Source organism: Dyadobacter sp. SRI_021, assembly GCF_057586235.1.
This window is the reverse complement of the sequence record NZ_JBYCZM010000015.1, coordinates 34,172-58,919: the sequence shown is the minus strand read 5'-3', so window position 1 is coordinate 58,919 and position 24,748 is coordinate 34,172. Positions and strand designations below refer to the sequence as shown.

General features: G+C 48.4%; 25 protein-coding genes. 8 read left to right on the top strand and 17 right to left on the bottom strand.

Annotation, left to right across the window (positions count from 1 at the left end; all coding sequences use genetic code 11):
- Positions 1 to 332 precede the first annotated feature (332 nt).
- From AC2YIT_RS29420 to AC2YIT_RS29410, 3 genes are all read right to left on the bottom strand, one after another.
- Positions 333 to 1,607: a Glu/Leu/Phe/Val family dehydrogenase gene (locus tag AC2YIT_RS29420; protein WP_309988954.1), complete on the bottom strand. Its 1,275-nt coding sequence runs from the start codon at positions 1,605 to 1,607 to the stop codon at positions 333 to 335.
- A gap of 297 nt (positions 1,608 to 1,904) precedes the next feature.
- A complete protein-coding gene (gene typA / locus AC2YIT_RS29415; protein WP_487281547.1) occupies positions 1,905 to 3,719 on the bottom strand; it encodes a translational GTPase TypA in 1,815 nt (604 codons plus the stop codon).
- A gap of 211 nt (positions 3,720 to 3,930) precedes the next feature.
- A complete protein-coding gene (locus tag AC2YIT_RS29410) occupies positions 3,931 to 4,200 on the bottom strand; it encodes a DUF2442 domain-containing protein (protein ID WP_487281546.1) in 270 nt (89 codons plus the stop codon).
- 100 nt (positions 4,201 to 4,300) lie between these two features.
- On the opposite strand from AC2YIT_RS29410, the gene AC2YIT_RS29405 reads away from it, so the two are divergent.
- The 4 genes from AC2YIT_RS29405 (at position 4,301) to AC2YIT_RS29390 (ending at position 7,556) form a co-directional block, all read left to right on the top strand.
- Positions 4,301 to 5,926, top strand: coding sequence for a M28 family peptidase (locus tag AC2YIT_RS29405; RefSeq protein ID WP_487281545.1), 1,626 nt, complete (start codon positions 4,301 to 4,303; stop codon positions 5,924 to 5,926).
- Positions 5,927 to 6,010: 84 nt separating this feature from the next.
- On the top strand, positions 6,011 to 6,871 hold the full coding sequence (locus tag AC2YIT_RS29400; RefSeq protein WP_487281544.1) for a TraB/GumN family protein: 861 nt from the start codon (positions 6,011 to 6,013) through the stop codon (positions 6,869 to 6,871).
- Positions 6,872 to 6,902: 31 nt separating this feature from the next.
- On the top strand, positions 6,903 to 7,355 hold the full coding sequence (locus AC2YIT_RS29395; RefSeq protein ID WP_487281543.1) for a DUF6934 family protein: 453 nt from the start codon (positions 6,903 to 6,905) through the stop codon (positions 7,353 to 7,355).
- A 21-nt stretch (positions 7,356 to 7,376) separates the two neighbouring features.
- Complete coding sequence (locus AC2YIT_RS29390; protein ID WP_430849883.1) at positions 7,377 to 7,556, top strand: hypothetical protein; 180 nt, start codon at positions 7,377 to 7,379, stop codon at positions 7,554 to 7,556.
- A 2-nt stretch (positions 7,557 to 7,558) separates the two neighbouring features.
- Here the strand turns inward: AC2YIT_RS29390 and AC2YIT_RS29385 are convergent, their stop codons facing one another.
- Complete coding sequence (locus AC2YIT_RS29385) at positions 7,559 to 9,016, bottom strand: NADH-quinone oxidoreductase subunit N (RefSeq protein ID WP_487281542.1); 1,458 nt, start codon at positions 9,014 to 9,016, stop codon at positions 7,559 to 7,561.
- 82 nt (positions 9,017 to 9,098) lie between these two features.
- Between AC2YIT_RS29385 and AC2YIT_RS29380 the strand changes: the two genes are divergently transcribed.
- Complete coding sequence (locus AC2YIT_RS29380) at positions 9,099 to 9,764, top strand: hypothetical protein (protein WP_487281541.1); 666 nt, start codon at positions 9,099 to 9,101, stop codon at positions 9,762 to 9,764.
- Between the two features lies 1 nt (position 9,765).
- Here AC2YIT_RS29380 and AC2YIT_RS29375 read toward each other — a convergent pair whose 3' ends face one another.
- The 13 genes from AC2YIT_RS29375 to AC2YIT_RS29315 form a co-directional block, all read right to left on the bottom strand.
- A complete protein-coding gene (locus AC2YIT_RS29375; RefSeq protein ID WP_487281540.1) occupies positions 9,766 to 11,010 on the bottom strand; it encodes an alkaline phosphatase family protein in 1,245 nt (414 codons plus the stop codon).
- Positions 11,011 to 11,122: 112 nt separating this feature from the next.
- Complete coding sequence (locus AC2YIT_RS29370) at positions 11,123 to 11,623, bottom strand: hypothetical protein (protein ID WP_430849875.1); 501 nt, start codon at positions 11,621 to 11,623, stop codon at positions 11,123 to 11,125.
- Between the two features lie 13 nt (positions 11,624 to 11,636).
- Positions 11,637 to 12,959 (bottom strand): signal recognition particle protein, encoded by a 1,323-nt coding sequence (gene ffh / locus AC2YIT_RS29365; RefSeq protein ID WP_106595514.1) that lies wholly within the window; start codon positions 12,957 to 12,959, stop codon positions 11,637 to 11,639.
- Between the two features lie 154 nt (positions 12,960 to 13,113).
- Complete coding sequence (locus AC2YIT_RS29360) at positions 13,114 to 13,926, bottom strand: mechanosensitive ion channel family protein (protein WP_430849873.1); 813 nt, start codon at positions 13,924 to 13,926, stop codon at positions 13,114 to 13,116.
- 216 nt (positions 13,927 to 14,142) lie between these two features.
- The gene (locus tag AC2YIT_RS29355) at positions 14,143 to 14,472 is read right to left on the bottom strand and encodes a DUF6787 family protein (protein WP_019944969.1); all 330 of its coding nucleotides are present in this window, start codon (positions 14,470 to 14,472) and stop codon (positions 14,143 to 14,145) included.
- Between the two features lie 110 nt (positions 14,473 to 14,582).
- Positions 14,583 to 16,118, bottom strand: a complete 1,536-nt coding sequence (locus tag AC2YIT_RS29350; RefSeq protein WP_487281539.1) for a PepSY-associated TM helix domain-containing protein — start codon at positions 16,116 to 16,118, stop codon at positions 14,583 to 14,585.
- A gap of 6 nt (positions 16,119 to 16,124) precedes the next feature.
- Positions 16,125 to 18,470, bottom strand: a complete 2,346-nt coding sequence (locus AC2YIT_RS29345; protein WP_487281538.1) for a TonB-dependent receptor — start codon at positions 18,468 to 18,470, stop codon at positions 16,125 to 16,127.
- A gap of 35 nt (positions 18,471 to 18,505) precedes the next feature.
- Entirely contained in the window at positions 18,506 to 18,892 is a 387-nt protein-coding gene (locus AC2YIT_RS29340) for a hypothetical protein (protein WP_487281537.1), read from the bottom strand.
- Between the two features lie 86 nt (positions 18,893 to 18,978).
- Positions 18,979 to 20,112, bottom strand: coding sequence for a cytochrome-c peroxidase (locus tag AC2YIT_RS29335; RefSeq protein WP_487281536.1), 1,134 nt, complete (start codon positions 20,110 to 20,112; stop codon positions 18,979 to 18,981).
- A gap of 20 nt (positions 20,113 to 20,132) precedes the next feature.
- Positions 20,133 to 20,963, bottom strand: a complete 831-nt coding sequence (locus AC2YIT_RS29330; RefSeq protein ID WP_430849862.1) for an MbnP family protein — start codon at positions 20,961 to 20,963, stop codon at positions 20,133 to 20,135.
- 120 nt (positions 20,964 to 21,083) lie between these two features.
- Complete coding sequence (locus AC2YIT_RS29325) at positions 21,084 to 21,479, bottom strand: hypothetical protein (protein WP_430849860.1); 396 nt, start codon at positions 21,477 to 21,479, stop codon at positions 21,084 to 21,086.
- Positions 21,480 to 21,578: 99 nt separating this feature from the next.
- Positions 21,579 to 22,244, bottom strand: coding sequence for a hypothetical protein (locus AC2YIT_RS29320; protein WP_430849858.1), 666 nt, complete (start codon positions 22,242 to 22,244; stop codon positions 21,579 to 21,581).
- On the bottom strand, positions 22,241 to 22,693 hold the full coding sequence (locus AC2YIT_RS29315) for a hypothetical protein (protein WP_487281535.1): 453 nt from the start codon (positions 22,691 to 22,693) through the stop codon (positions 22,241 to 22,243). Before AC2YIT_RS29315 ends, AC2YIT_RS29320 begins: the two co-directional genes overlap by 4 nt.
- A 142-nt stretch (positions 22,694 to 22,835) precedes the next feature.
- Here AC2YIT_RS29315 and AC2YIT_RS29310 point away from each other — a divergent pair, with 142 nt between their 5' ends.
- The 3 genes from AC2YIT_RS29310 (at position 22,836) to AC2YIT_RS29300 (ending at position 24,729) form a co-directional block, all read left to right on the top strand.
- Positions 22,836 to 23,480 (top strand): Uma2 family endonuclease, encoded by a 645-nt coding sequence (locus tag AC2YIT_RS29310; protein ID WP_430849854.1) that lies wholly within the window; start codon positions 22,836 to 22,838, stop codon positions 23,478 to 23,480.
- A 120-nt stretch (positions 23,481 to 23,600) separates the two neighbouring features.
- A complete protein-coding gene (locus AC2YIT_RS29305) occupies positions 23,601 to 24,281 on the top strand; it encodes a MotA/TolQ/ExbB proton channel family protein (protein WP_019944977.1) in 681 nt (226 codons plus the stop codon).
- A 55-nt stretch (positions 24,282 to 24,336) separates the two neighbouring features.
- On the top strand, positions 24,337 to 24,729 hold the full coding sequence (locus AC2YIT_RS29300) for an ExbD/TolR family protein (protein ID WP_106595503.1): 393 nt from the start codon (positions 24,337 to 24,339) through the stop codon (positions 24,727 to 24,729).
- Positions 24,730 to 24,748 lie beyond the last annotated feature (19 nt).

Genomic DNA, 24,748 nt, shown 5'->3' with positions numbered 1-24,748 from the left:
TAGCCTTAAAGTTAACACTTTGAAACCGGTTTAGATTCGGTTTCGCTTCCGAAGTGGCTTGTTAAGAAATTGTTAACGCTTGTTTTGTCAGGTATGGCCAGGATGTGTCAGGTGTAGTCAGGAATGGTCAGGATGTGTCAGGTGTAGTCAGGAATGGTCAGGATGTGTCAGGTGTAGTCAGGAATGGTCAGGTGTTGTCATTTGTTGTCAGGTGTAGTCATTGATAGTCAAATGTTGTCAGGGGGAGTCAGGATTTGTTTCAGTCCCAAGCAATACCTGACAATGAATGACCATACCTGACAACACCTGACAACACCTGACAACACTTGACCTTAAAACCCTCCGCGATACTTATATGTACTGGCGACCTTATCAATCGCTACGATGTACGCCGCGATGCGAAGCGATACTTTGTATTTCAGCGAAGTTTCGTACACTTTGTCGAAAGCGTCCTTCATAATGCGGTCGGTACGACGGTTGATACGCTCCAATGTCCATTTGTATCCGATGCGGTTTTGTACCCATTCGAAATAAGAAACCGTCACGCCGCCCGCATTGGCAAGAATGTCGGGTACCACCATAATGCCTTTTTCATTGATAATGTCATCGGCTTTGGCGGAAGTAGGACCGTTGGCGCCTTCCACAATCATGCGAGCCTGAATGCTGGATACATTTTTGCGGGTGATCACATCTTCTTTCGCAGCCGGAACAAGCACGTCCACTGGCAGTGAGAAAAGGTCGTCGCCGGAAATCAGTTCGGCTTTGGCATAACCTTCCAGCGAGCCTTTATTGGCGTCTCGGTAGGCGATGGCATCCGCCACATCGATTCCCTTATCATTATAATATGCTCCCGAAATATCGCTGATCGCGTGGATGGCTGTGCCGCGCTCTCGGAGGAGCAGTGCCGCGTGCGAACCAACGTTGCCAAAGCCCTGCACCGCCGCCGTGGCGCGGTAGGGATTAATGCGCAGTTTTTCCATACCTGCCAATGCAGATACCATTACGCCCCGGCCCGTCGCTTCGGTGCGGCCCAGTGAGCCGCCAAGTACGAGCGGCTTGCCTGTTACCACAGCCGGGATCGTCATGCCTTTTGATTTGGAATATTCATCCATCAACCACGCCATTTCGCGGGGGCCGGTACCCATGTCCGGCGCGGGAATATCCTGGTCGGGCCCGAAAACGTCCAGCAATGCCGTCGTGTATGCACGCATAAGGCGCTCGATCTCACCGGGCGACATTTCGCGCGGGTTACACGCGACGCCGCCTTTGGCACCACCATAAGGAATATCGACTACCGCGCATTTCCAGGTCATCCAGGCAGCCAATGCGCGGACTTCGTCGAGGTTTACATCAGGATCGAAGCGGATGCCGCCTTTGCTGGGGCCGAGAATGGTAGAGTGGATCACTCGATAACCTTCGAATGTCCGGATCTCCCCGGAATCCATGGTTACCGGCAGGCCGACCGTCACCTGTTTACGAGGCACTTTGAGGATATAATACATTTCTTCGGATATCCCGAGAAGGTCTACGGCTTTGTCAAATCGCTGCATCATTGACTCCAACGGATTGTCTTTATCCTTAATCGGAGCCGGCTCTATGTAAGACATCATTTGATCTTTAAGGTGTTGATATTAAAATAGTTAGCTCAAATGGACTGAGCTGACGATACAAACTACGCTATTTGTTGTTATAAAAACAAAAAACTAAATTTTCTTGAAATAGTAATAAAATATGAGCGAAGTAGAATGTTTCAGGGGAGTGACAAACATTAAAATTATACCACAGGTTTTGACGGGAATCCCAAATTTTCTGGCGGGATCGGGCGAAATATTGAAATGCAGGAAAAATAAAAAAAAGGAGGCAAAATTTTGCCTCCTTTTCGGGTTTGGAATGCCGGACCTTGACTAGGCCATTTCCAGTTTGGATGCGTAACGCTTGCGATCGTTTTCATCCAGGTATATTTTCCGCATACGCATGTTTTGCGGGGTAACTTCGAGGTACTCGTCTTTCTGGATATATTCCATTGATTCTTCCAGAGAGAAATTGATTTTCGGAGCGATACGCAGACCGTCGTCCGAGCCGGAAGCACGCATGTTGGTCAGTTTTTTCGCTTCTTGCAGGTTTACCACGATGTCGTTAGGACGGTTGTGTTCACCTACTACTTGTCCACCGTAAATTTCATCACCCGGATCTACGAAGAAACGTCCGCGATCTTGCAGTTTATCAAGGGTATAGCCTGTTGCAGGGCCTGTGTTTTTCGAAATGATCGATCCGTTCTGACGGCCTGGTATCGGGCCGCGGAATGGCTCGAAGCTTTTGAAACGGTGCGTCATTACAGCCTCACCTTGTGTTGCAGTGAGAACGTTCGAACGAAGACCGATCAGACCACGTGAAGGGATTTCGAATTCAAGGTGCTGTAAATCGCCTTTCGGTTCCATGATCAACAGCTCGCCTTTACGCTGTGTAGCCAATTCGATCACTTTTCCGGCAGTTTCTTCCGGCACGTCTACTACCAATGTCTCGATTGGTTCGAGGCGCTGGCCGTTTTCGTCTTCTTTGTACAATACCTGTGGCTGACCAACCTGCAATTCGTAACCTTCGCGACGCATGGTTTCAATCAATACCGACAAGTGGAGGATACCACGGCCATAAACCAGGAATTTGTCCTCAGTATCAGTTGGTTCTACGCGCAATGCGAGGTTTTTCTCAGTTTCTTTCAACAACCTGTCGCGGATGTGGCGTGAGGTAACGAATTTGCCTTCCTTACCGAAGAATGGCGAGTTGTTGATTGTGAAGAGCATGTTCATCGTAGGCTCATCCACCGCGATGCGTGGCAATGCTTCAGGGTTTTCAGCATCAGCGATCGTATCGCCGATTTCGAAATCTTCGATACCGGTTACCGCACAAATATCCCCAGCGCTTACTTCGCTTACTTTGGATTTACCCAAGCCTTCGAACAGCTGTACTTCTTTGATTTTCACTTTCTTGTTCACACCGCCGGCTTTGCAAAGCGTTACAGTCGATCCTTCTTTGATTGTTCCGCGGTGTACACGTCCGATAGCGATACGACCTACGAATGCATTGTAATCGAGCGAAGTGATTTGCATTTGCAGGGTACCTTCTGTTACAACCGGAGCAGGGATTTGCTCAATGATCGTGTCGAGAAGGAAAGTAATATCTTCGGTTGGTTTCTGCCAATCCGGGCCCATCCAGCCTTGTTTCGACGATCCATACACGGTCACGAAGTCGAGCTGGTCTTCGGTAGCGCCAAGGTTGAACATCAGGTCGAATACGTTTTCCTGAACTTCTTCCGGGCGGCAATTTTCTTTATCTACCTTATTAACAACCACGATCGGTTTCAGGCCGAGGCCGATGGCTTTGCCCAACACGAAGCGGGTTTGTGGCATCGGGCCTTCGAATGCATCGACCAGCAACAATACGCCATCCGCCATTTTAAGTACGCGTTCCACCTCACCACCGAAGTCTGCGTGACCTGGTGTGTCAATTACATTGATTTTCACATCTTTGTAACGCACCGATACGTTTTTGGAAACAATTGTAATCCCACGCTCACGTTCCAGATCGTTGTTGTCGAGGATCAGGTCGTCGAACTCCTGATTGTCGCGAAACAGCTTTGACGCGTGGATGATTTTGTCGACCAAAGTCGTTTTACCGTGGTCAACGTGCGCAATAATTGCGATGTTACGAATGGCTTGCATTGTTTTATGGATCAGTTGTTTACGGTGCTGCTACGAAATGCTCTGAATGCGTGTCAGGACCGATTTGGCTTTTGTCTGGATGTAATTAGGCCAAACAGGGTGCAAAGGTACGTAGTTTTCCTCTGAATAACAGTATTTTACAATTAATTTATTGTTATCCCGTGAAAAACAGCCTTTAAACTAAAAGAAGTGCAAAAAGGGGCTTAAAATGTCAAAGGGTTGAGATTTCTTTTTCCGACATCCGGTAGAGGTTATCCGGATCAAAGTCGACGCCATTGTCCCAGGTAAGCGTCCCGTAGGAATCAAGTTTAACGGTTTTGAAGTAATTCGGATCTGAGAGTTTGCTGATCAAACCATCATTTATCCTTTGGTATTTTTCAATGACTTCTTTTAGATCCACGCTACGTATTTCACCTGTGTTGAACTCGCATGTCACGGCGTGATCATGTATCTGTATGATGTTTTTGATGTAGTGCAGCATAGTCTAGATTTCCGTTATACCGAAATTAGTGAAAGCGTTAGGTTTTGCATTCGCCCACACGTTTCGTTAATTTGTAAGGATTGAAATACCATTAAACCTCATGATGAACAAGAACCTATTGGCTGGATTATTCCTGTCTATCAGTACTTTGGCAGTGGCGCAGGGTCGCCTGCCGCAGGACCGCCTGCCGCAAGACGATGCAGCCAAATATGCGGCAAGCATAACCCCCTCCGATCTCAAAAAACATCTCGTTATTATTGCTTCCGATAGCCTGGAAGGCCGGGACACCGGTTCGCCCGGCCAGAAAAAGGCGGCGGAATACGTCTCAAAGTACTATAAGCAATACGGATTGCAGCCTATTGTCATCGATGCCGATGGTTCCAAAAGCTACTTGCAGAAATACAAGCTTTATAAGCGCAGCTGGGGAGAAGTGTATGTAACGGCGCATGGCAAGAAGTATGAATTCAATAAGGACTTTTACCTGAACGGATTACTGGACGTTCCTGAGGAGGTTACGACCGACCTGGTTTCGGTAGGTTACGGAATTGAAGACGGAAATTATAGTGATTATGCCAATATCAATATAAAAGGGCAATCCGTGATCATGTTCGATGGCGAGCCCCAAACTTCGGGCGGTAAATACGTGATCAGCGGTAATTCGGAGAAGAGTAAATGGAGCGGCCCCGTTTCGTGGCAGGTTAAAGCGAAACTGGCGAGGGAAAAAGGGGCTAAATATGTTTTCATTATTACCGACAAAACCGGTGAAGACCTGGACAAGGAAATCCGTCAGCGTGCGGTAATGGCCCGGCGGTTCAGTGCACCCACGTTGAAACCGGTACAGGAAAACCCTTCCGGGACAGCGGCGTTTGTGTTTTCAGCGAAAGGAGCGGCAGAAATGCTGGGAACTTCGGTTACGAAGCTCATGAAATTGAAATCCGCGATCGATAAGTCGGGTAAACCTGCTTCGGAAAACTTCGCGAATACGGTTTCATTGAAGGTCGGCCGGGTGAGCGAAACGATCGATACCGAGAATGTGGCGGCATTTATGGAGGGTTCCGACAAAAAGGATGAGGTGCTGGTGATCAGTGCGCATTTGGACCATATTGGTATTTCCGAAAATGGGGAGATCAATAACGGCGCCGACGACGACGGATCGGGAACGGTGTCGCTGCTGGAATTGGCGGAAGCATTCAGTAAAGCCAAAGCCGAAGGTAAAGGACCGAGGAGGAGTATTCTCTTTCTGAATGTTACGGGGGAAGAAAAGGGGCTTTTTGGTTCGGAATATTATTCTGAACATCCACTGCTGCCGCTCAAAAGCACAATCGCAGACCTGAATATCGATATGATCGGCCGTGTGGACGAAGCGCATAAGAACGATCCGAGGTATGTTTACCTTATCGGTTCGGATAAGCTTTCTTCCAAGCTGCATGAGATCAGCGAGGAGGCCAACAAAAAATACGTCAATTTTAAACTCGATTATACGTTCAACGATCCGAAAGATCCTAACCGCTTCTACTACCGCTCCGACCACTACAATTTTGCCAAAATGGGCGTTCCGGTGATTTTCTATTTCACAGGCGTTCATGAAGACTATCACCGCCCGGGCGACGACGTGGAGAAAATCCTGTTCGACAAGCAATCCGAGATCGTCAAACTTGTCTTCTACACGGCTTGGGAGCTCGTGAACCGTGACGAGCGCATTGTGGTGGATAGTCATAAGGAGTGAATTTTGGGACAATGGAGGAAAGGGAGGAAGGAGGAAAGGGCGGGCCCGCGTAGGGGTAAGGTTGTTTTAAACTAATTATCGAATATGAAACGGGTTTTGTTGCTGCTGGTTTTTTGTATGTTAAGCATCGCCTCATGGGCGCAGGTGCCGGTGGAGAATTCGCTGCTTTGGGAAATCAGCGGTCGTGGGTTGGCGAAACCTTCCTATTTGTTTGGTACCATTCACCTTATTTGTCCAACCGATTTCTCCCTGAGTGATTCCCTGAAAAGTACACTCTCGCGTACGCAGCAAGTGGCGCTTGAAATGGATATGGACGACCCGGGCATGATGGCCGGGATGATGAAAACAATGAATATGGCTGCCGGTAACGAGTTGAAAAAGCTCGTTACCGAGCAGGAATACCAGCGGCTCGACCGTTTTTTTAAGGATTCCGTACATGTAGGCCTGGCCATGTTCGAGCGGGCGAAGCCGTTCGTGCTGATGGGGCCGCTATTCAACACTGTGCTGGATTGCCAGCCGCAATCTTATGAAATGGCGCTGATGGAACTTGCCGGCAAGCAAAAATCGGAAGTGATCGGGATTGAGACATTGGAAGAGCAAATGGCTATTTTTGATACAATCCCTTATAAGGATCAGGCAAAAATGCTTCTTAACCTGATAGACAGCCTGCCCTCCGCCCGTAAGGAATTCAAAAGCCTGGTTGCTTTATACAAGGCGCAAAACATCAACGAACTCTACGGAATGACGCTGAAAAGCGAATTCGGGATGGAAGGTAATGAAGAAGTGATGCTCTTCGATCGGAACCAGAGATGGATTCCCCGCATACGCAGGATCGCGAGCGCGAAGCCGACGTTTTTCGCTGTTGGCGCTGCGCATTTGGGCGGGGAGAAGGGGGTGATTGCTTTGCTGAGGAAGGAAGGGTTTGTGGTTAGGGCGGTGAAGTAGTTATTTATGATAAAAATTTTTATACACCACTATGCAATTAAATACTTATCCTTTGTTGAAAAACGAAGATCTGAAATCCTATTACTTTTGGAGTACAGGTCCCAACGGTACGATTAAAAAAGTTATTGTTTTTCAGTTGGTTGATCCGGAACAGGCACTGTACAATCTTGCATTCGGAGATCTTTTCGAAGGTGCTGAGATTTTAAATGATCTTGTTATAACCAATAATGGAGATACACGGGTGGTTCTTGCGACCGTAGGAAAGGCAGTGGTCGAATTTTTGGAAGATTTTCCAAATGCTACAATTGTGGCGGTAGGCAGTACGCCAGCGAGAACCCGATTATATCAAATCAATATTTCCCGGTTCATAAATGAAATTTTGCAAGAGTTTGTTGTAGAAGGGTATTTCGATGGTAGTTGGGAGTTGTTTGAAGGCAACACCAATTACGATGCTTTCATGTTAAAAAAGAAAAGATTAAATTAGAGGTAAACAAACTGCACCACTATGGAAACGAAGCAAAAAAGTATCTTTGGCAATGGAGAGGAAATTAAGATAGATCCGGATATGCCCGATTATTCAAATCATCCATTTTTTTTGGAAAAGAAGAGGAGGGCGATAGAATTCTTAGAGAAGCACCCCATCCCGAAAGAGCTTCTAAGTAACTACAAAAAGCCACAAGAGTAATTCTAAAACGCCGAAATCCACCGCGTCAGCCACTCCGGGCTGAAAAACAGCATTAATAACGCCACTAGCAACACGCCGGCAACCAACTTGCCGGAAGCACTGTTATTGGTGCTAACCGCCTCAGCTCTCACGGTTTTGAAAAAGAGGAGGTAGGGTAATCGCATATAATAGGCCAGGGAAATGGCTGCATTCAGAATGCCGCCAACGAGCAGCCATAGCATCCAGGTCAGTTCCTGGTCATGGTAGCTTTCCCAAAGCGCCGAGAATACCAGTAATTTGGAAGTGAAACCACCGGTAGGAGGCAAGCCTGCCAATGCGACCATCACAACGGTCAGAATGCCGGAAATCCAGACGTAGTTGCGGCCGAGGCCTTCGTAATCTTTGAGTTCGGTTTCTTGCCTTGGCTGCAAGAGGTCGACGAGGAAGAAGGCAGCGAGGTTGATGACCAGATAGGCTGCGGTGTAAAACACAGCAGCTTCGAACCCGAAACGACTGTATGCAGCAATACCGACGAGGAGGTAACCAGCCTGCGCGATAGATGAATACGCCAACAGGCGGCGTGCATTGCTTTGCCAAAGGGCTGCCACATTGCCGATGGTCATGCTGATCAACGCGATTCCCCCTAAAACCGGGAAATATTGCGCCGGTAAAATGCCTGCCAGGCGCATTAACACGAGGATAACTGCGGCTTTGGGCGCCACGGAAAGGAACGATACCAACGGTGTGGGTGCGGCTTCGTAAACATCTGGCGTCCAGATGTGAAATGGAACAAGTGAAAGTTTGAAAAGCAGGCCGGCAAGCGTTAGTACAATGGTAACCGTTACGACGAGGTCGGAGTTATTGCTGAGGCCGACGGTCAGGGCGTCGTTGGTGATGTCGAGCGTGCCCGTGAGACCGTAAATGAGCGAAATGCCATAAAGCATGACAGCCGAACTGGCGGTTCCGAAAAGCAGGTATTTAATGCCGCCCTCGGCTGCTTTTTTGTAAGGGGACAATGCTACTAGCAGGTATGAACTAATAGAAATCAGTTCCAGCGAGAGGTAGATCGACAGCAGGTGTGTGGACATTGTCAGCAAATGCATGCCCGCCACGGCGGCGATCAGTAATGCGTGGTATTCGGCCGGGAAGTCGTATTTCAGAATGCGGACGTGCAGTAATGTGAATATCCAGGCAAGTGTGATCAGAATTTTGAAGAACACTGCCTGCCTGTCGAGGAATAGCAACGGTTGGAACCTGAATGACGGCTCCGCATTCCATTGACCGATAACTAGCAATAAGGTGATTAAACTCCCTGCAAGCGCTACATTTAGCAAATAGGATGGTGATTTTTCTTTACCGAAACGCTTGGTGAAAATCAGTTCGGTGAGTAGAAACAGGCAAAAGAATACGGCCAGAAAAATTTCAGGGATGATTCCGCCGAGGCTCTGGCGTATATGTATGAGCTGGTCGTTGATATCCAAGAGAGCAGGTACAATTTTTGTGCAAAAGTACGGAAACAACGGCTTCCAAACCTCGAACTTATCAAATTAACCAACTTAAATCATGAAATATCTGCTAAGAATTTTCTCGCTGGTATTCTGCACCATGAGCATTCAGGCGCATGCACAGGATTCGACGGGACTGGCGGGAACGCCTTATCAGGAAACACAACTAGCGACAGGAGAAAAGTCTCCTTACCTTTTAAAAGAATGGTATTCAGGGGCGGTCCGTACCAGTGACGACCGCGTTCATGACGGTGTCCAGCTCCGGTATGATTATCAGAAAGACGAAATAGAATACAAAGCGGGCTCAGGCCTGTACCGCGTTTCGTCCGGCGTAACGGAATTCACCATTCCGAGTGGGGTCGAGTTGTATACTTTCAAAAGTGGTTATCCTGCCACTGGCAATTACACCGAAAAGAGTTTTTACCGAGTACTGTACGATGGAAATACGAAACTTTTGAAAAAATACACGAATCCCATTAAAGTGGAAAAAGCCAGCGCCACAAGGGAAATGGACGCCGGCGCAAAATTATTTCTGTTGAAAGATGGCAAAATGAATCCGGTGCAGCTCAATAACCGCAACAGCTTCCTGAAATTGCTTACAGATGAGCGCAATAAGCTGAACTATGTTATCAAAGAGCAGCAACTGGATTTTGCCGGTGAAGACGACCTGGTCCGCCTCCTCGAAGAATACGATTCTTATAAAGCCGGACGAGGCGGTAACTAGCCTAGTTTTCCACAATCCAGCGGTTCACACTATTATATTTCCCTTCAAGCACGATCTTGAAAAAGCCGGAAGGATATTTTGAGATATCTATTTCGGCTTTTTCATTGGTCACATCCACCTCGTCCATCAGGTAGTAAAGGTCGCGGCCGCCCTTCTCGAAATGGTTTGTAGTGGAAAGCCAAACCTTCACTTTTCCCTCTTTTTCAACGGCTTTCCAGGTAATGCTGACTTTGCCACCTGATTTTTGCAGCACCGGCGCTGTGACCGAAAGCTTGCCGGTAAACGCCACGCCATCCACTTCAAATGCCTGTTCTTTTGGAATATTGATGTCCATATGCCGCGCCACAGTTGGGAAAATGTCGACAATGCCCGGTGTGGCATTGAAGCTTGCGTTCAAACCTTTCGCATTGGTGACGATCCAGGTGCTGCGTTCTCGGTCGCTCTGGCCGCCGTGGCCCTTGCCGCCCTTGGCGTCGCGGCCATGGTCGGTGGTGACCACCATTAGCCAGTCTTCATTGAAGCTTTTTTCGCGGTAATTAATGGATTTCCAAATGCGGCCCATCTGGTCGTCCATCATCTGAATAGCTTTATGAAACTGCTCGCTATCGCCATACTTGTGCCCCATGTCGTCGGTGTATTCGAGGTACACCCACGACATATCCGGCCCGTTGTCGTGAATGTAGGAGGCGGCTTCGTCTACGACTTTTTCATCGATTTTGTGAATGTATTCGCTCTGTTTGTCGTGTCTGAAATGCACGGTATCGAGCTCAAAACCGTCGAATGAGTAATCGATTTGCAGTTTGCCGGTCTGCGGCAGATTGGTACCTACGAGTTTGGTGCGATTATCAAGCCAGGTCGAGAAAATGGCGCTGCGTTTTTGCGGATATTGCTCTTCCAGGAACCGGAAAAGCGTCCAGTAATTGTAGTTCGGGTCTTTAATATCGTTATCCCAAACATTGTGCTTGTTTACCCACGTGCCTGTGAGCAGGCTGTTGTAGCCCACGGCGGAGATAGTCGGCGTTTGCGAGTACGTGCCTTTACCCCCGCCTACATGTGCGCGCGTATACCCGCCCACCTCCGCGATCGCGTCCAGGTGCGGCGTCGCGATCTTTTCCTTACTGTCGCTGGAAATGCCGTCTACGATCACAAACACGACCTTTTTAGTTTTACTAACCTGGGAGAAGGCGTCAGGGGCAATGAGGGCGGCCGACATTAGCCATAGCAGAAAGGAAAAACGGGTTTTCATAAATTGAATGACTGTTTAATAAAAAATCCCTCAAATTAACGGCTAATTCGCCGAATTTGAGGGATTTTCAGACTAAGAAATTGTTATTAATTCAAAATTTCTTATTCGTTTTTTAGGGACTTACCGGCTGTTCCGGCGCTGCGTCTGTTTTCTTCTTTTTACCAAATGCATACACGATCCCGAAGTGGCTTTTGAGCACACCGCTATCGAATTTGTCCTTCACATACGGATTCAGTTCCAATGCAAGCATAATGCGACGATTCATCGGAAGCGGCGCAATGCGCACACCCACGTTCACTGAGTAGCCATCGATGGTGATCAGGTCTGCGTCGGCATCCGCAATGCGATACAACGGATTTAGCCTGAGGCCACCACCGATGTACCATTGCGCTACCTCGCCCCTTTTGAGGTTAATCATCGGAAGCAAATCGATGCTCAGGCTGCTGAACAGCGAATTGGTTTGCAAGCGGGTGTCCAGCCAGATCGCCTTTTTCGCATTCGTGCTGACGGTCAGCAGGCTGCTCCAAGGGTAGTAACCCACCGTTGCCTGCGCCCGCAGTTTTCCGAAACTTGCGATCAGCATCAACGTCAGCACAAAAAGAACTCGTTTCATCGAGGAGTGTTTATTAACGGCGCATTGCTTTTCCAAGTTTGCCTGCCGCCTGCATGGTATTCATTTTTTTCATCATTTTCCGCATTTCATCAAACTGTTTGATCAGGTTGTTGACTTGCAGAATGGTGGTGCCGCTACCATTGGCAATGCGTTTTTTACGGCTTCCGTCGATAATATCCGGGTTTTCACGCTCCTTTTTGGTCATCGACTGGATGATCGCCTCGATAGGCTTGAACGATTCGTTATCGATATCGAGGTTCTTAATTGCCGAGCCCATTCCGGGGATCATTCCGATGAGGTCTTTTACATTACCCATCTTCTTGATTTGCTGCAATTGGCCGAGGAAATCGTCAAAATCGAATTTATTCTGACGCATTTTGGCGTTAATGCGTTTCGCCTCGTCTTCGTCGAATGCTTGCTGCGCACGCTCAACGAGGGAGATCACGTCACCCATGCCGAGGATCCGGCTTGCCATACGATCGGGGTAGAAGGAGTCGAGCGCCTCCATTTTTTCCCCGGTACTGATGTATTTGATCGGTTTCTCCACCACCTGACGGATCGAAAGCGCCGCACCACCGCGGGCATCACCGTCGAGTTTGGTTAGAACGACACCGTCGAAGTCGAGTCTTTCATTAAAGGTCTTGGCCGTGTTCACCGCATCCTGACCCGTCATCGAGTCGACCACGAAGAGGATTTCGGAAGGTTTTACGGAAGTTTTAATGTCTTCCACCTCCTTCATCATCACCTCGTCCACCGCCAAACGGCCCGCTGTATCGACGATCACTATCTTCTTGCCGGACTTTTTCGCGTGAGCCACCGCATTCTGTGCAATGCTTACTGCATTTTTGTTCTCAGGCTCTGAGTACACTTCTACGCCGATCTGCTCACCGAGCACTTTCAGCTGGTCGATCGCCGCGGGGCGGTACACGTCGCAGGCAGTAAGAAGCACCTGGCGACCTTGTTTTTTAAGCAACGAGGCGAGTTTTCCGGAGAAAGTCGTTTTACCCGAACCTTGCAAACCTGCGATGAGGATTACCGCCGGGTCGCCTTTGATATTGATCCCCTCTGCATTGCCCCCCATCAATTCGGTGAGCTCTTCCTGCACGATTTTGACGAACATCTGCCCTGGTTCAACAGAAATCAGGATTTTTCTGTCGATAGCCTTTTCGCGGATGCGGTCGGTAATTTCTTTGGCTACTTTAAAGTTTACATCGGCATCGACCAATGCTTTGCGGACTTCCTTGGTAGTAGCGGCAACATTTATATCTGATATGCGATCCTTTCCTTTTAGTGTGCGAAAGGCGTTATTAAGCTTGTCCTGTAAGTTTTCAAACATGGAATAATATCTATGAATCTGAACCTGAATTTGAAATAAAACACAAAGGTATAAATAAAATGAGGAGTACGGGAAGGTTACCTCCTGTACTCCTCAATATTCGGTTGGTTCGAAGCTCCCGCTCCCGCTCGTTCGAAGCTCCGCTTCGGACTCGTTACTGCTTCACCGCAACACTCAATTCGGCCGGTTTGGGTGCCTGAATGCCGTCGATCGCGAACTGGCGGCTGATGCCCTCGTGTACGTCGTAATAAGTTTCCCAGTAGGTCGCGCTGGGCGTCCATACACGTACATCGAAGAAAATGGCGTTTTCGGTAAGCTTGGTTACCAGGATATCATGCTGCACATCTTTCAATGCGGTAGGGCAGGCGTCGACTACCTTTTGTACCGATGCTCTAATCTTATCGACTCCATTCTGGCTTCCCGCAGCGAACACCATATCGACGCGGATCTTGCCTTTTCCTGAGATATTAGTGATCGGCGAGGTCGATAATGCGCCGTTCGGGAGGATAATGGTCTTGTTATCCGGTGTTACCAGGATAGTATTGAAAATCTGCACACCTTCTACCGTTCCGGTAAATCCCTGGGCATTAATGAGATCACCGACGCGGTAAGGCTTGAAGATGAGGATCAGCACCCCTCCCGCAAAATTGGCCAGGCTGCCTTGCAATGCCAAACCTACTGCCAAACCGGCCGCACCGAGTACCGCAACGAATGAGGAAGTTTCGATGCCTACAATGCCTGCAATACTCAATAGCAGCATTACATTGAGCAAAACGACGATTAGTGAGCTCAGGAACGGCTGTACGTCACGGTCGACCTTGCGTTTTTCCATTACATTGCTGAGCATCGTGCTGATTTTGCCCACAATGAAACGGCCGATGATAAATGCCAGCAGAGCGAGCAAAATTTTGCCGCCATAGAGTGTCGCCAGCGTCCAGATCTGCGCTTTGATAATGTCAAAATTCATGTTGTAGAGATTTTGTTGATAAGATGTGATGTGTGAAACGTTTGTGACTTCAAATTGCATTCAATTGCAAAGTCACTCATTCCGCAGACATTAGCAATGGGGTGGGTAAAATCTTCGAGTAGAATTTGTTCTATTTGAGGTAGTAATATCATGAAAAAAGGGCGAGCAATGGCTGATTACCACTTGCCCGCCCTTTGGGGTTACTTTGTATTGCGCTTATTTCTTGAATTTGGCGGCGATCCAGCGGAACATTTTCTTTTCCTTTTCCCAGAAAAATGAGAACTGGCCTAAGAGAAAACCGTACAACAGCAGCAAGCTTTGGTAAGTCGGGAAAATGAACAGAATGTAGGTAATCGTTTTGAGCCACATTGGCGTCGTGTCGTCATACCCCAGCAAATAAAAGAGCCCTTTGCGGAGCCATACGACCGACGAACCCGACAAACTGAAAACTGCAAGTACCAATAAAACCTGCCTGGTTGTTTCCAATCCCCATTTTTCCTGCATTTTACCCAACCAGGGCTGTGCATTCTTTTCTCCGCTTTGCATATGTTACTGTATTGACTGCGACTGAATTTCCTGCAAAGAAACAATGCGAATCGCAAAAATCCTTGGTTTTAATGAAGGTTTAATAGTTGAGTTCGTGAAAGGCGGGTCGTTTATTTAATCTTCAAAAACACCAGTAACCCCAGCACACTCACCACCAAAACACTTGCAGCCGCGGCCGTCATCACACCGTCGCGCACATTCTTGCCGAGGAAGTCCAGCCCGCTGTATTTGTGCAGGAATGCGAAGCTGAAACCTTCACGGCGATCGCGATCTTCCACTTTCGTTGAAAGGCGACTGGTAGTGGTTTCGATATAATACGTCGTATGATCGGGTGTATCGTAGGCCAGTTTTACCACCGGCAGCCGTTTGTTCACAAAACCATATTCACCGGCGAAACTGGTTACGAGTGAAGCTTTATCTACTTCTGCATCCGAAATGGGCGAAGAAATCTGGGCTTCCATCAGGTCGCAGCAACTTTCGGCGTTGCGCTCCTCCTGCGCGGCGAACTTGCGCGCAAGGTATTTCGCGAAACGGATATTGCCGTCTTCCAGCTTTTTACCATCTTGGATGTTAGTGTAATCCACCACTGTTTTGTCGGTTTCCCAATCCTTTCGAACGGTTTGCCAGAAAATGTTCTCTCCCCATTTGATCAGCCCGATGTTGGTAACGCCTTTGAGATCGATCATCGACGCCTGGGCTATTTCCTCCGTTTTGATGACCGGGTCGTACACATATTTCTGCCGCTGGTCGGGATCGAGTTTCTGGATGGCGTGGTAGGCGCCCGAGAATGCGAACGTGAATGTGAAAATGCTGCACCAGATGCCGATCGAACGGTGGTACTTACGTAGAATGCCCCGCTGGTTGCCCGAACGGCCGGTTTTGAACTTTTTCCACATTAACCCATACACCAGCACTCCTGCGACTGCCGAAAGAATAATGAGGCTCAGGAAAGTCACCATTACCGTAATGCGGATGGTATTGTTGGTGATCATGTCCATAAAACCCCAGTTATGAAACGTGCTGAATATCCAGATGAACGCTTTACGCCCGCTATCGTTAAATGTAGCAAAGCGGCTCTGGCCGGTTTCGACATAAATATCCATCTTCCGGCTGTCGTCGAAACTGATTTTCCACACGGGCAGAAACCGGTTCACATACTTGTATTGATCGGTAAATTCGGTCAGCAACGTGCTGGAAATAATCTTCGATTTCGGCTCGCCAAGCATGGAGCGTGCCATGTGTTCGGCATATTTCTGGTCGCCGTCAGGGAGTTCAGAGCCGTTGGTGGTGCTGAAATACCTCAATTTATTATCGACGCCCTTCACCTGGTACCATGCATTCCCGTCAAATTTGATCAGCCGGAAATTTTTGAATTCCGCGATTTTGTTTTGGGTTAAAACCTGCCCGAGCTGTAATGTTACGTCGGCGGGCGCCACTGGTTCGGCTTTGTAAAACTCATGGGCAATGGTGGTTTTGAACCAATGCGACATGAACGGGTGCATGACGCCCGATGCGGTCCAGAAAATAGTGGGAACAAGTGCCAGCAGCCCCAATATCCGGTGCCAGCGATAGATGTTTCTGCGGATCGTCTTTTCGGCCTTTGCCTTGAATGACTCTTTGGGTTGAATAGCAATATCCTCGATCATAACCTGTTATTTTTTGCCGGTGAAAGTGTATTGCACGCCGAAAACGAATGTACGCGGTGCCGCAGCATTGTAAGTCGTGCGGTCGGTAGCGTTGTTGCCGCGGGTTGCATTGGTGGCGTAAAGCACATCGGTCAGGTTGAGCACATTCGTGAAGAGCTCAATGCCTTTCCAGTTATATCCCAGTCTCAGATTCAGGATGTCATAACCTTCGTATCGGACGGAATTGATCTGATTCTGATAATAGGAAGCCACATGCTGCCATTCCACCGACGACCGGAGATTTTTAAACCATTTGGGATAATAGCTGAACTCTGTGTTCCAAAGCCAGCGCGGCGAGGAAGGCATATCCTTGCCATTGACATTCTTCACGGCGTCGGACTCGCGGTTGCTCAAAATGAACTCCTCGTACCTGTGAATGGCCGTAGTACCGCCAAAACGGAGGAAAAACTCCTTCGTCGGTTTGTAGGTTACTCCGAATTCCGCGCCGCGGTGCAAAGTCTTTCCGGCCGATTGGTAATCGTACGAGTTGTCCGGCAGCCGCACATTCAGCAGCTCGTTGCGGCCATTCATTTGGTAGAATGCCAGGTCGATGTAAACCTTGTTATCGACCAGGGATGCCCAGCCGCCGATTTCTGCATTGTTGAATTCAGCTGGTTTCAGATTGTAGTAGAACAAATCACCGTTTTCCACCGGTATGGTACGTTTGCGGAACACCGACGTCAGTCCAGGAGGAGAAAACCCTCTCGAATAATTGGCATAAATCCCTTTTCCTTTACCTAAATCATAAGTAGCCCCGATTTTTGGCGTAACCTTACTGTACGATTTGCTGCCCGAAGTATTATCGAGGAAATTGGCGTAGGTAAACGACATCCGGTCATAGCGTACCCCTGCCGATACACGAAGTTTCGGCAAGAGTTCGAAATCATATTGTGTGTATGCCGCTGTGTTCTTGATATCCGCATCATAATCCGCATTTCGAATGTCCGGCCGCTCTTGTACGATGGTATATTTCTCCACCGACTTTCCGTCCGGGCGCAGTTGGGCTGCCAGGTCGATCTGATAGGACCAGTAGTTGGATGGTGAGAAATCGAAAACGGCACCTGTGATCAGTTTGGAATTAAGGAACCTAAACCGCTGGCTGTGCTGGGCGAGTATGCCAATGCTTTTGAAGTCGCTCGAATTGATTTCGCCCCTGGCTGTTGTTTGCCCGGAGGTCCAGCGAATGCCGTAATTCGGGTTCTGGCCGTGTTCATTTTTTCTTGCAAAAGCGGTCACGAATGTCTGTGAGCCATTTTTCCAATCTTTTTCAAGGGTAAGCCGGCTGCGCAGCGAGCTCACTTTACGGTAGGTAAAGTCGGTAGTACTCACATACTGGCGGGAATAAAATGCAAGGCTGTCCACGCTGCCGCTCGTTTGCGAATCATATTTGCTGTAAGCCAGCGTGTAAATCAGGCGCGTCGACGGTGTGAAATGATATTCCAGCCGTGCATTGATCGCGTTTTTGTCATAATCCGAGCTTTTCATCCAAGCGTCGCGCTGATTGGCGACGAATCCGCCCACGTAAACGCCGAATTTCCCGATCATGCCGCCCGCGCCATACTGAATGCGCTTATAGCCCCATTGATCAGCCTGCACGCCGATTTTGGCAGTCGGTAATATCGTAGGTCGCTGCGTGATAAAGTTGATCGCACCACCCACGGCTTCCGGGCCGTATATAGAGGAAACGGGGCCTTTCACCACTTCCACCGAGCTGATTGCAAACTGGTTGAATTCCAGAATGGAGTTATGGTTGAAAACGCCCATCGGCCGGATCGGCACGCCGTCTTCCATGTAAAGGAAATAGGCATTGGTGGTAAATGGCTGGCGGATCGCCATCGAATGCTGCTCGTTGCCGAGGTTCACCATCATCACGCCGGGTACTTTGTTCACGATTTCGTACATGGCCGTAGGTTTGGCCTCGTCGATCATCCGTGGGGTCAGTTTGGAAATAGCGATGGGGCTCTCGGTACGCAAAGTTGCCTCGCGGTTGCCCGTCACAACGACCGATTGCAGGTTTTCCGCAGCCGCGTCAAGCCCGATCTTAACGCTTTTACCATTTTCGATCTGGACTTCTCTGGCAGAGAACCCGATGCTGGAAATGCGGAGTATTGCATTGGAAACCGGACTGTTGAATGCAAAATGGCCGTTGTTGTCAGTGGTGGTACCGAGGTTGGCCGAGACGATCTGCACCGTGGCTCCGGGAATGGGCTCTTTGGTCTGGGTATCGAATACACTGCCTTCGATGCCCTGCGCGACAGCCGCGTGCGCGCATACATACAGGAATAGCGCCTGTAAAAATATTTTCAGGTTCATTATAATGGCTTAAGAGATTAAAATTCAGTTAGGTATCATGAATTTGATCTCCTGGGCGGGCGCAGCAATTTGCCGATTGGCGCAGAGTAAAAAAGTAACTGGTGGAAGAAACGAACCGGTTCCCGGAATTCTGTGGTCCCCGGTTCAAAGTTGTAAGAATAGGGTTGTGGGGTAAATAGTTGGATGACTGGGATGTTGTGAACTTTCTCCGAAGTCTCCTTGTCCTGCTTTTCCTTTTGCTGTTTGAGCTTTTTCGCCAGGTAACATTTGCCGTCGCAATGCAGCTCGGGACGTTTTCGGTTTTCGCAAAGTACCTTGGCGATGTATTCCCGGTTCAGTTTAAAATAGGCGATCGTTCCCCACGGACTGAGCGTGGGTAGCATAATAGCTGCGAGCAGTATGTAGGCTATAACGGAGCGCATATTTTACTTCGGCTTTCGGCTTTCGGCTGTCGGCTTTTTTGTCCAAACGAAAGTTCGAAAGCCGATAGCCGACGGCCGAAATACATTTAAAACGATGTCCCTACGCCGGGATCGGAAAAACGTTTGTCTTTGATGAAATCATCGTCATTCAGTGTTTTCAGAAATGCGATAATCGATTGCTTTTCGGCGCTTGTCAGGCTAATCCCGCGTTTTTGGCCCGCTATATTCAGCAATGGGTCTAATGTGGGCGAAACATAAATACTATCCTTGTTGCCGGGTTTGTCGTTCGCGTAATGATCGAGTACCTGTTCCAGCGTTGTAAAACGGCCGTCGTGCATGTAAGGCGCGGTCAGGCCCACATTCCGCAGGCTCGGTACCTTGAATTTCAGCCGGTCGCCGTCATTCAAAGTAATGGCATACCTGCCCTGGTCGTTGATCCGGTTGGGTACCAGTCCATTGTTTCTGAATTTCTGATCCGTAAAAAGCTCACCGGCGTGGCAGGAAGCACATTTTTGTTTAAAAACAGATAAACCATCCTTCTCCTGCGCGGTGAGCGCGGAAGCGTCGCCTTTTAGGAAATAATCGTACCGGGACGTAGCCGAAACCATGGTCATCATAAACTGCGACAGCGCCTTCATCATCCGGTCGGCGGTAATGCTATCGCTACCGAACGCCGCTTTGAACATTTTGGGATAATCCACCTGCTTGGCGGCACCCGTTACCGGCGTTTTTTTCAACTTCTCAATCACATTACCGACCCGCTCGTCCATCTCCACCTTATTTTGAATGGGTACCGGCGGCACCATATCCATATCATGTACGCCGCCATCCCAAAAGAATGAAGTATTCCAGGCCATATTCTGCACCGACGGCGCATTACGCGTGCCGATCTTATCATCCACGCCGTGGCTGAGGTCGTGGCCATGGTGCGTAAATGCAGCCTGTTGCTGGTGGCACGTCCCGCAGCCGATATTGTCGGTCCGTGAAAGGATGCCATCGTAAAACAGGAATTTTCCCAATTCGACGCCTTCGACGGTCAGTGGATTTTTAGATAAATCATAAACCGGATCAGGGAAATAGGAAGGCTTTGTCCATTGCAGTGGCGTAGGCGTATTGTCTGTTGGCTTAGGTCCCGGCTCGTCGGTGCTGCTTTTTTTGCAAGAAACAGCCAACGCCAGCAGCGCCGCCAAAAAAACCAATATGCCCGTAACCTTCCTCATTTTGTTTGTTAGCGCGCTGTTTAGTTGATCTTTATTTCCTTGACATTAAACATTCCGGCATAATTGTCGGCGACATACTTCGAAGAATCGGTAAACATCAGTGATGAGCTTTTTTTGATGCTCAACTGTGTGGAACCATTGAAAATTTTCTGAATATCGGCCTGGATCAGCACATTGGAGACAATGCTTGTCGTAACGATTGCCTTTTGGCCAGGGAAAGCCAGTTTGACAGTCCTGAGATTGTTGATGGTCTTTTCCGTTCTGCCCCCGAAAAAACCAATGTGGTAGTAGTACTTGCCATTGGCAGTCGTTGCGGAATCGGAAGAACCTTCCAGTTTCAGGAAAATGTAGCCCGGGTTCCAGTCCCAGTACATGGCCTCTTCATTGGTAGGGCCTGTATATATGTCGAGAATACCCTTTCGCCCAGGCGAATCCGGTTCCATTACGCTACGTACGCTATCGACTCCTACCATAAACTCGATGCCGGTATAATCACCAGTCAGCACATTCCGGATCGTAAGTTTTTGCGACTCCTTATTCGCCTCGCGGATCAGGAAGTAGCTCGAATCCTGAGGCACCGCGAATATGCTGCCATCCAATTTGATGAGTTTGATATTTGAAATGTAGTAGTTGAGCTTGCTGACTGTGAAATCCTCGCCCACCGCATTTATATATCGTGTGCTGTCGAGCTGCAAATCCTTGTCACCTACGATGTTATCGAATTGCAGCTGAATGGTGCCGGTTTCAATCGGATCGGTATCGTCGTCTTCGTCCGGGAAAGAGCAGGAAAACATCAGTAACCCCGAGGCCAGTGCCCAGGCAGACAGCCATGAAAATGTTCTTTTCATCATGTAGTTTTTGTAAAATGAAGTTTGCACACAGCCCATAGGCGTGCTTTAAGCCGGCAAAATGGCAAACAGAATTTGTTCCAGCTAATGATAGAACTGTAAACGGGGTGATTTTATGCTAAATCAGATGAGCGGGGGATGAAAAATATCGTCCGCCGCAATGCGGGGTGTGAAGGAAGAGGTAAGAGAGAAAACCGCCTGTGGCAGCAGTTCGACGACAACGGGTTGTTGCGCAAAGGAAAAATCCGCACGCTGGTCCATTACCTGGTCGATCAGTCGCGACATATAAGTTTTTTCGGCCTGGCGTTTTTCCTGTTCATCCAGCGCGGCAATGCGTTTGGCGAGGTAGCATTTACCATCGCAATGCATTTGCGGCCGGTTCCTGTTTTCGCAGAGATTCGCAACGATGTATTCGCGCCGGATCTCAAAATCGAGGTACAACAACGGAATCACCCATACTTTGACCAGCAGAAGGCCAAGCAGGCTGAGGGATATCCATTGTTTTGCAGAATTTCTCACGATATCAAAAACGAACAAACCGGTTGAAATGGTGTTTGCGCACAAAGGTAATGATGAATGCACAGAAACGATCGAATTATTGAATGATCCTGCCTCCCGTTAGCGGATTTTATAATGAATTTGTAGCGATAATCCACCGGAATAGAGAAATCGGTTATTGAATCCCTCAGGGGTGTAACCAAACCCGGGGAAGTACTGAACATAAGTATCTGCCTTTGTCCGCCGCCCCATTACATTTCTGAAGGTTAAACGCAGGAGCCAGTTGCTTGCCAGGTTGAAATCAAACCCGAAATAACCTTCGAATCCCAATGCGACATTGTTTGTTTCCTTGAACCGGCCTTCATAATCACCGAATGTGGGGCCCTTAAAGCGGTAGCTCCCTTTATACCCAGCAATGGAAATGACCGGACCATAGCCGGCGTAGAGGATCCTGCGCGTACTGCGCATTCGCCTCACCTCATATGCGGCGCGCAGATATGTGCCTTTGAATGCCTGCGAAGGATTGAAGTCGTTGTATTGTCGCGTGTCGCCACTGGCAAAACCTGCTCCAAAGTACAAGCGCCGGCCGGGCTTCTTCAAATCGAGCAGGTAATAGGGTTCTGCAATGAAAGTATTGCGGATGTAATACTTGTTTGAAAAAATGAATGAGGGCACGCTATTGATTACGTCGAGGCCCATGTAGGAAGATCTTTTGACTAGCGTGTCCTGCGCTTGCGAAACGAACGACACGCTTACAAAGATCATTAATATTGAAAATCGTTTCATGGCTTGATCCGTATTGTGATTCCTGCACCGGGTTCAGCATTTAACCAGGGTTGCGGGCCGGGGTTAACATAGGGGTCGAAGTAAATATTCGTTTCAGTGAAAGTGGAATAGTATTTGTTGACCGTGGTTGGCTCTTGCGCATCGGTGATAAAACCGCAGCCTCCTTTGTATCGGAATACGCGTTGATAGTAGATAGCAAGTGTATCGGTGCGTTCGGAAAACTGGAACACGTAAGTAGTGGTGTCGGAAACGAGTGAAATGGGTAGAGAGATGGAGTAGTAATGTTGGGGTGTAAAGTTGTCTGTTTGCTGCCTGATGGCCTCCTGGCTCACCGCATTCAGAGCGTAAATCGAATCTAATATCAGGGAATCTTCTCCAAAATAGATTCTTGCGGACAGTTCCGCTTGCGGCCCGCAGTCGATGCAGCTTTGGACGCCGACTGCTGACAATATGAAGATGATGAAGATGCTTCATCAAAACGGTCCGGAAGGTTTTAGCTAACCGGTGAGACACATTTTCCTAAAACATCGTTGCCGCCGCAGGATAATCGCACTTTAAATCAGTACTTAGTGTGGGACATTAAAAGTATATTTGAGAAAAAAGGCACACTATACCATGGCAGCACAGGCATTAGCAATTTCACAACCGACCATGTATTCAGAAGAGGAATATCTCCGCATTGAAAACGACGCGTTTGAAAAGAGCGAGTATTTTCAGGGGCAGATTATCAAAATGGCCGGAGCTACACCGAATCACAATCGTGTGAAGGAGAATATAGTTGGGGAACTCTATTCGGTTCTGAAAAAGGGGAAATCGTGCCGAAGTTCTTCAAGTGATCAACGGATTCACATTCCGGCCAATTCGCTTTACACCTATCCTGACATTGTTATCGTCTGCGGGCCGAACAAATTTTCAAAACTGGATCGCATTACAATCACCAATCCATCAGTGATCATCGAAATCCTTTCTCTTTCCACGAGTGAGTACGACCGAGGTGAGAAATTCAAATTGTATCGTGACATTGAAACTTTACAGGAATATGTGTTGGTAGATTCCCGCAAACCCTACGCGCAGGTTTTCCGCCGGATGCCCGATAATCAATGGATATTAGCCGACGACGCATTCTCCCTTAGCGAATCAATTACGATTCAAACAATCGGTGCTGCGCTGCAAATGGCCGATCTTTATGATGGTATCGAGAATGTAAGCAGCCTCTTATCCCCGCCCGAAGAGTAATTTTCCTATATTTGCCCTTTAAACAATAAGGGGCTTTTTGCTCCGTTTAAGATCAAAATTGTTTTTGAATAGAATCGACCTCTGTTTCATTCGCTTAACCATTCACTTTTTATTTCTGATATGATGCTTCTGCAAGCACTTACTGACTCTACTGCGGCTGCACCCGTCGCTGAGCAGGGCCTTTCTGTAATCGATTTGCTCGCCAAAGGGGGGTGGGTAATGTTGCCACTGGGATTGTTGTTCCTGGCGACGCTATTCCTCATTATCGAACGTTTCCTGGGTATCGGCGCCAATGGTAAGATCGAGCCGCAATTTGTCGACAATGTGAAGGATTTTATTCAACAGGGAAATTTGAAATCGGCGGAGTCGCTTTGCAGAAACCAGCGTAACGCCGCCGGCCGCATTCTGGAAAGGGCGATCGGCCGCATTGGTTACCCGATCAAAGACATTGAAACAACGATTGAAAATGCCAGCCAGATCGAGATCCAGCGTATGGAAGGAAATCTGCCTTACCTGGGGGTGATCGCGGGTATCGCGCCGATGCTCGGGTTCGTGGGTACGATTTCCGGTATCATCCGTATTTTTTACGATATTTCGATCTCCAACGACTTTAATATCAGCACTATCGCAGGGGGTATGTATGAGAAAATGATCACTTCCGGTTCGGGTCTGATCATTGGTCTGATCGCCTACGCGGGTTACCACTTGCTGAACATGAAAATCGACCGTTTTGCATTGCGCCTGCAAATGGCCGCATCCGACTTCCTGGATGTGCTTTCAAAGCCGGTTGCTGCAAAATAGCTATTGATAACCAGGCAGGGTTTCAAAGTTGCCCGGTTTAAACCTCATTATAGATATGAAAATACGTCGGAAGAGCCGGTTTGCCCCGGAGGTGTTCACGCACTCGCTCAACGATATCATGTTCTTCCTGTTGCTGTTCTTTTTGATCATCTCCACGATGTCCAATCCGAACGTAATCAAACTGATGCTGCCCAAAGCATCGGCGACGCAACAGATGTACAAAAAACAGATTACGCTCTCGGTCGATGAGCATAAGGCCTATTTTATTGATAAAGAGCCTGTTCCTTTTGATAATCTGGAAACGCAATTGCAAAGTATTTTTGCCGGTGTGGAAGAACGAACGGTGGTGCTGCGGGTAGATAAGAACCTCGCCGTGCAGGATCTCGTGGACGTGCTCGAAATCGGGGCCAAGAACGATATCAAGATGGTAATGGCTACGGCTAAATAGATTTTTAGGGAGAAAGGAG

Coding starts and splice junctions, on each gene's coding strand:
- AC2YIT_RS29420 (WP_309988954.1), bottom strand. CDS start 1,607: ATGTCTTACATAGAGCCGGCTCCGATTAAGGATAAAGACAATCCGTTG.
- typA (WP_487281547.1), bottom strand. CDS start 3,719: ATGCAAGCCATTCGTAACATCGCAATTATTGCGCACGTTGACCACGGT.
- AC2YIT_RS29410 (WP_487281546.1), bottom strand. CDS start 4,200: ATGCTGCACTACATCAAAAACATCATACAGATACATGATCACGCCGTG.
- AC2YIT_RS29405 (WP_487281545.1), top strand. CDS start 4,301: ATGATGAACAAGAACCTATTGGCTGGATTATTCCTGTCTATCAGTACT.
- AC2YIT_RS29400 (WP_487281544.1), top strand. CDS start 6,011: ATGAAACGGGTTTTGTTGCTGCTGGTTTTTTGTATGTTAAGCATCGCC.
- AC2YIT_RS29395 (WP_487281543.1), top strand. CDS start 6,903: ATGCAATTAAATACTTATCCTTTGTTGAAAAACGAAGATCTGAAATCC.
- AC2YIT_RS29390 (WP_430849883.1), top strand. CDS start 7,377: ATGGAAACGAAGCAAAAAAGTATCTTTGGCAATGGAGAGGAAATTAAG.
- AC2YIT_RS29380 (WP_487281541.1), top strand. CDS start 9,099: ATGAAATATCTGCTAAGAATTTTCTCGCTGGTATTCTGCACCATGAGC.
- AC2YIT_RS29375 (WP_487281540.1), bottom strand. CDS start 11,010: ATGAAAACCCGTTTTTCCTTTCTGCTATGGCTAATGTCGGCCGCCCTC.
- AC2YIT_RS29370 (WP_430849875.1), bottom strand. CDS start 11,623: ATGAAACGAGTTCTTTTTGTGCTGACGTTGATGCTGATCGCAAGTTTC.
- ffh (WP_106595514.1), bottom strand. CDS start 12,959: ATGTTTGAAAACTTACAGGACAAGCTTAATAACGCCTTTCGCACACTA.
- AC2YIT_RS29360 (WP_430849873.1), bottom strand. CDS start 13,926: ATGAATTTTGACATTATCAAAGCGCAGATCTGGACGCTGGCGACACTC.
- AC2YIT_RS29355 (WP_019944969.1), bottom strand. CDS start 14,472: ATGCAAAGCGGAGAAAAGAATGCACAGCCCTGGTTGGGTAAAATGCAG.
- AC2YIT_RS29350 (WP_487281539.1), bottom strand. CDS start 16,118: ATGATCGAGGATATTGCTATTCAACCCAAAGAGTCATTCAAGGCAAAG.
- AC2YIT_RS29345 (WP_487281538.1), bottom strand. CDS start 18,470: ATGAACCTGAAAATATTTTTACAGGCGCTATTCCTGTATGTATGCGCG.
- AC2YIT_RS29340 (WP_487281537.1), bottom strand. CDS start 18,892: ATGCGCTCCGTTATAGCCTACATACTGCTCGCAGCTATTATGCTACCC.
- AC2YIT_RS29335 (WP_487281536.1), bottom strand. CDS start 20,112: ATGAGGAAGGTTACGGGCATATTGGTTTTTTTGGCGGCGCTGCTGGCG.
- AC2YIT_RS29330 (WP_430849862.1), bottom strand. CDS start 20,963: ATGATGAAAAGAACATTTTCATGGCTGTCTGCCTGGGCACTGGCCTCG.
- AC2YIT_RS29320 (WP_430849858.1), bottom strand. CDS start 22,244: ATGAAACGATTTTCAATATTAATGATCTTTGTAAGCGTGTCGTTCGTT.
- AC2YIT_RS29305 (WP_019944977.1), top strand. CDS start 23,601: ATGATGCTTCTGCAAGCACTTACTGACTCTACTGCGGCTGCACCCGTC.
- AC2YIT_RS29300 (WP_106595503.1), top strand. CDS start 24,337: ATGAAAATACGTCGGAAGAGCCGGTTTGCCCCGGAGGTGTTCACGCAC.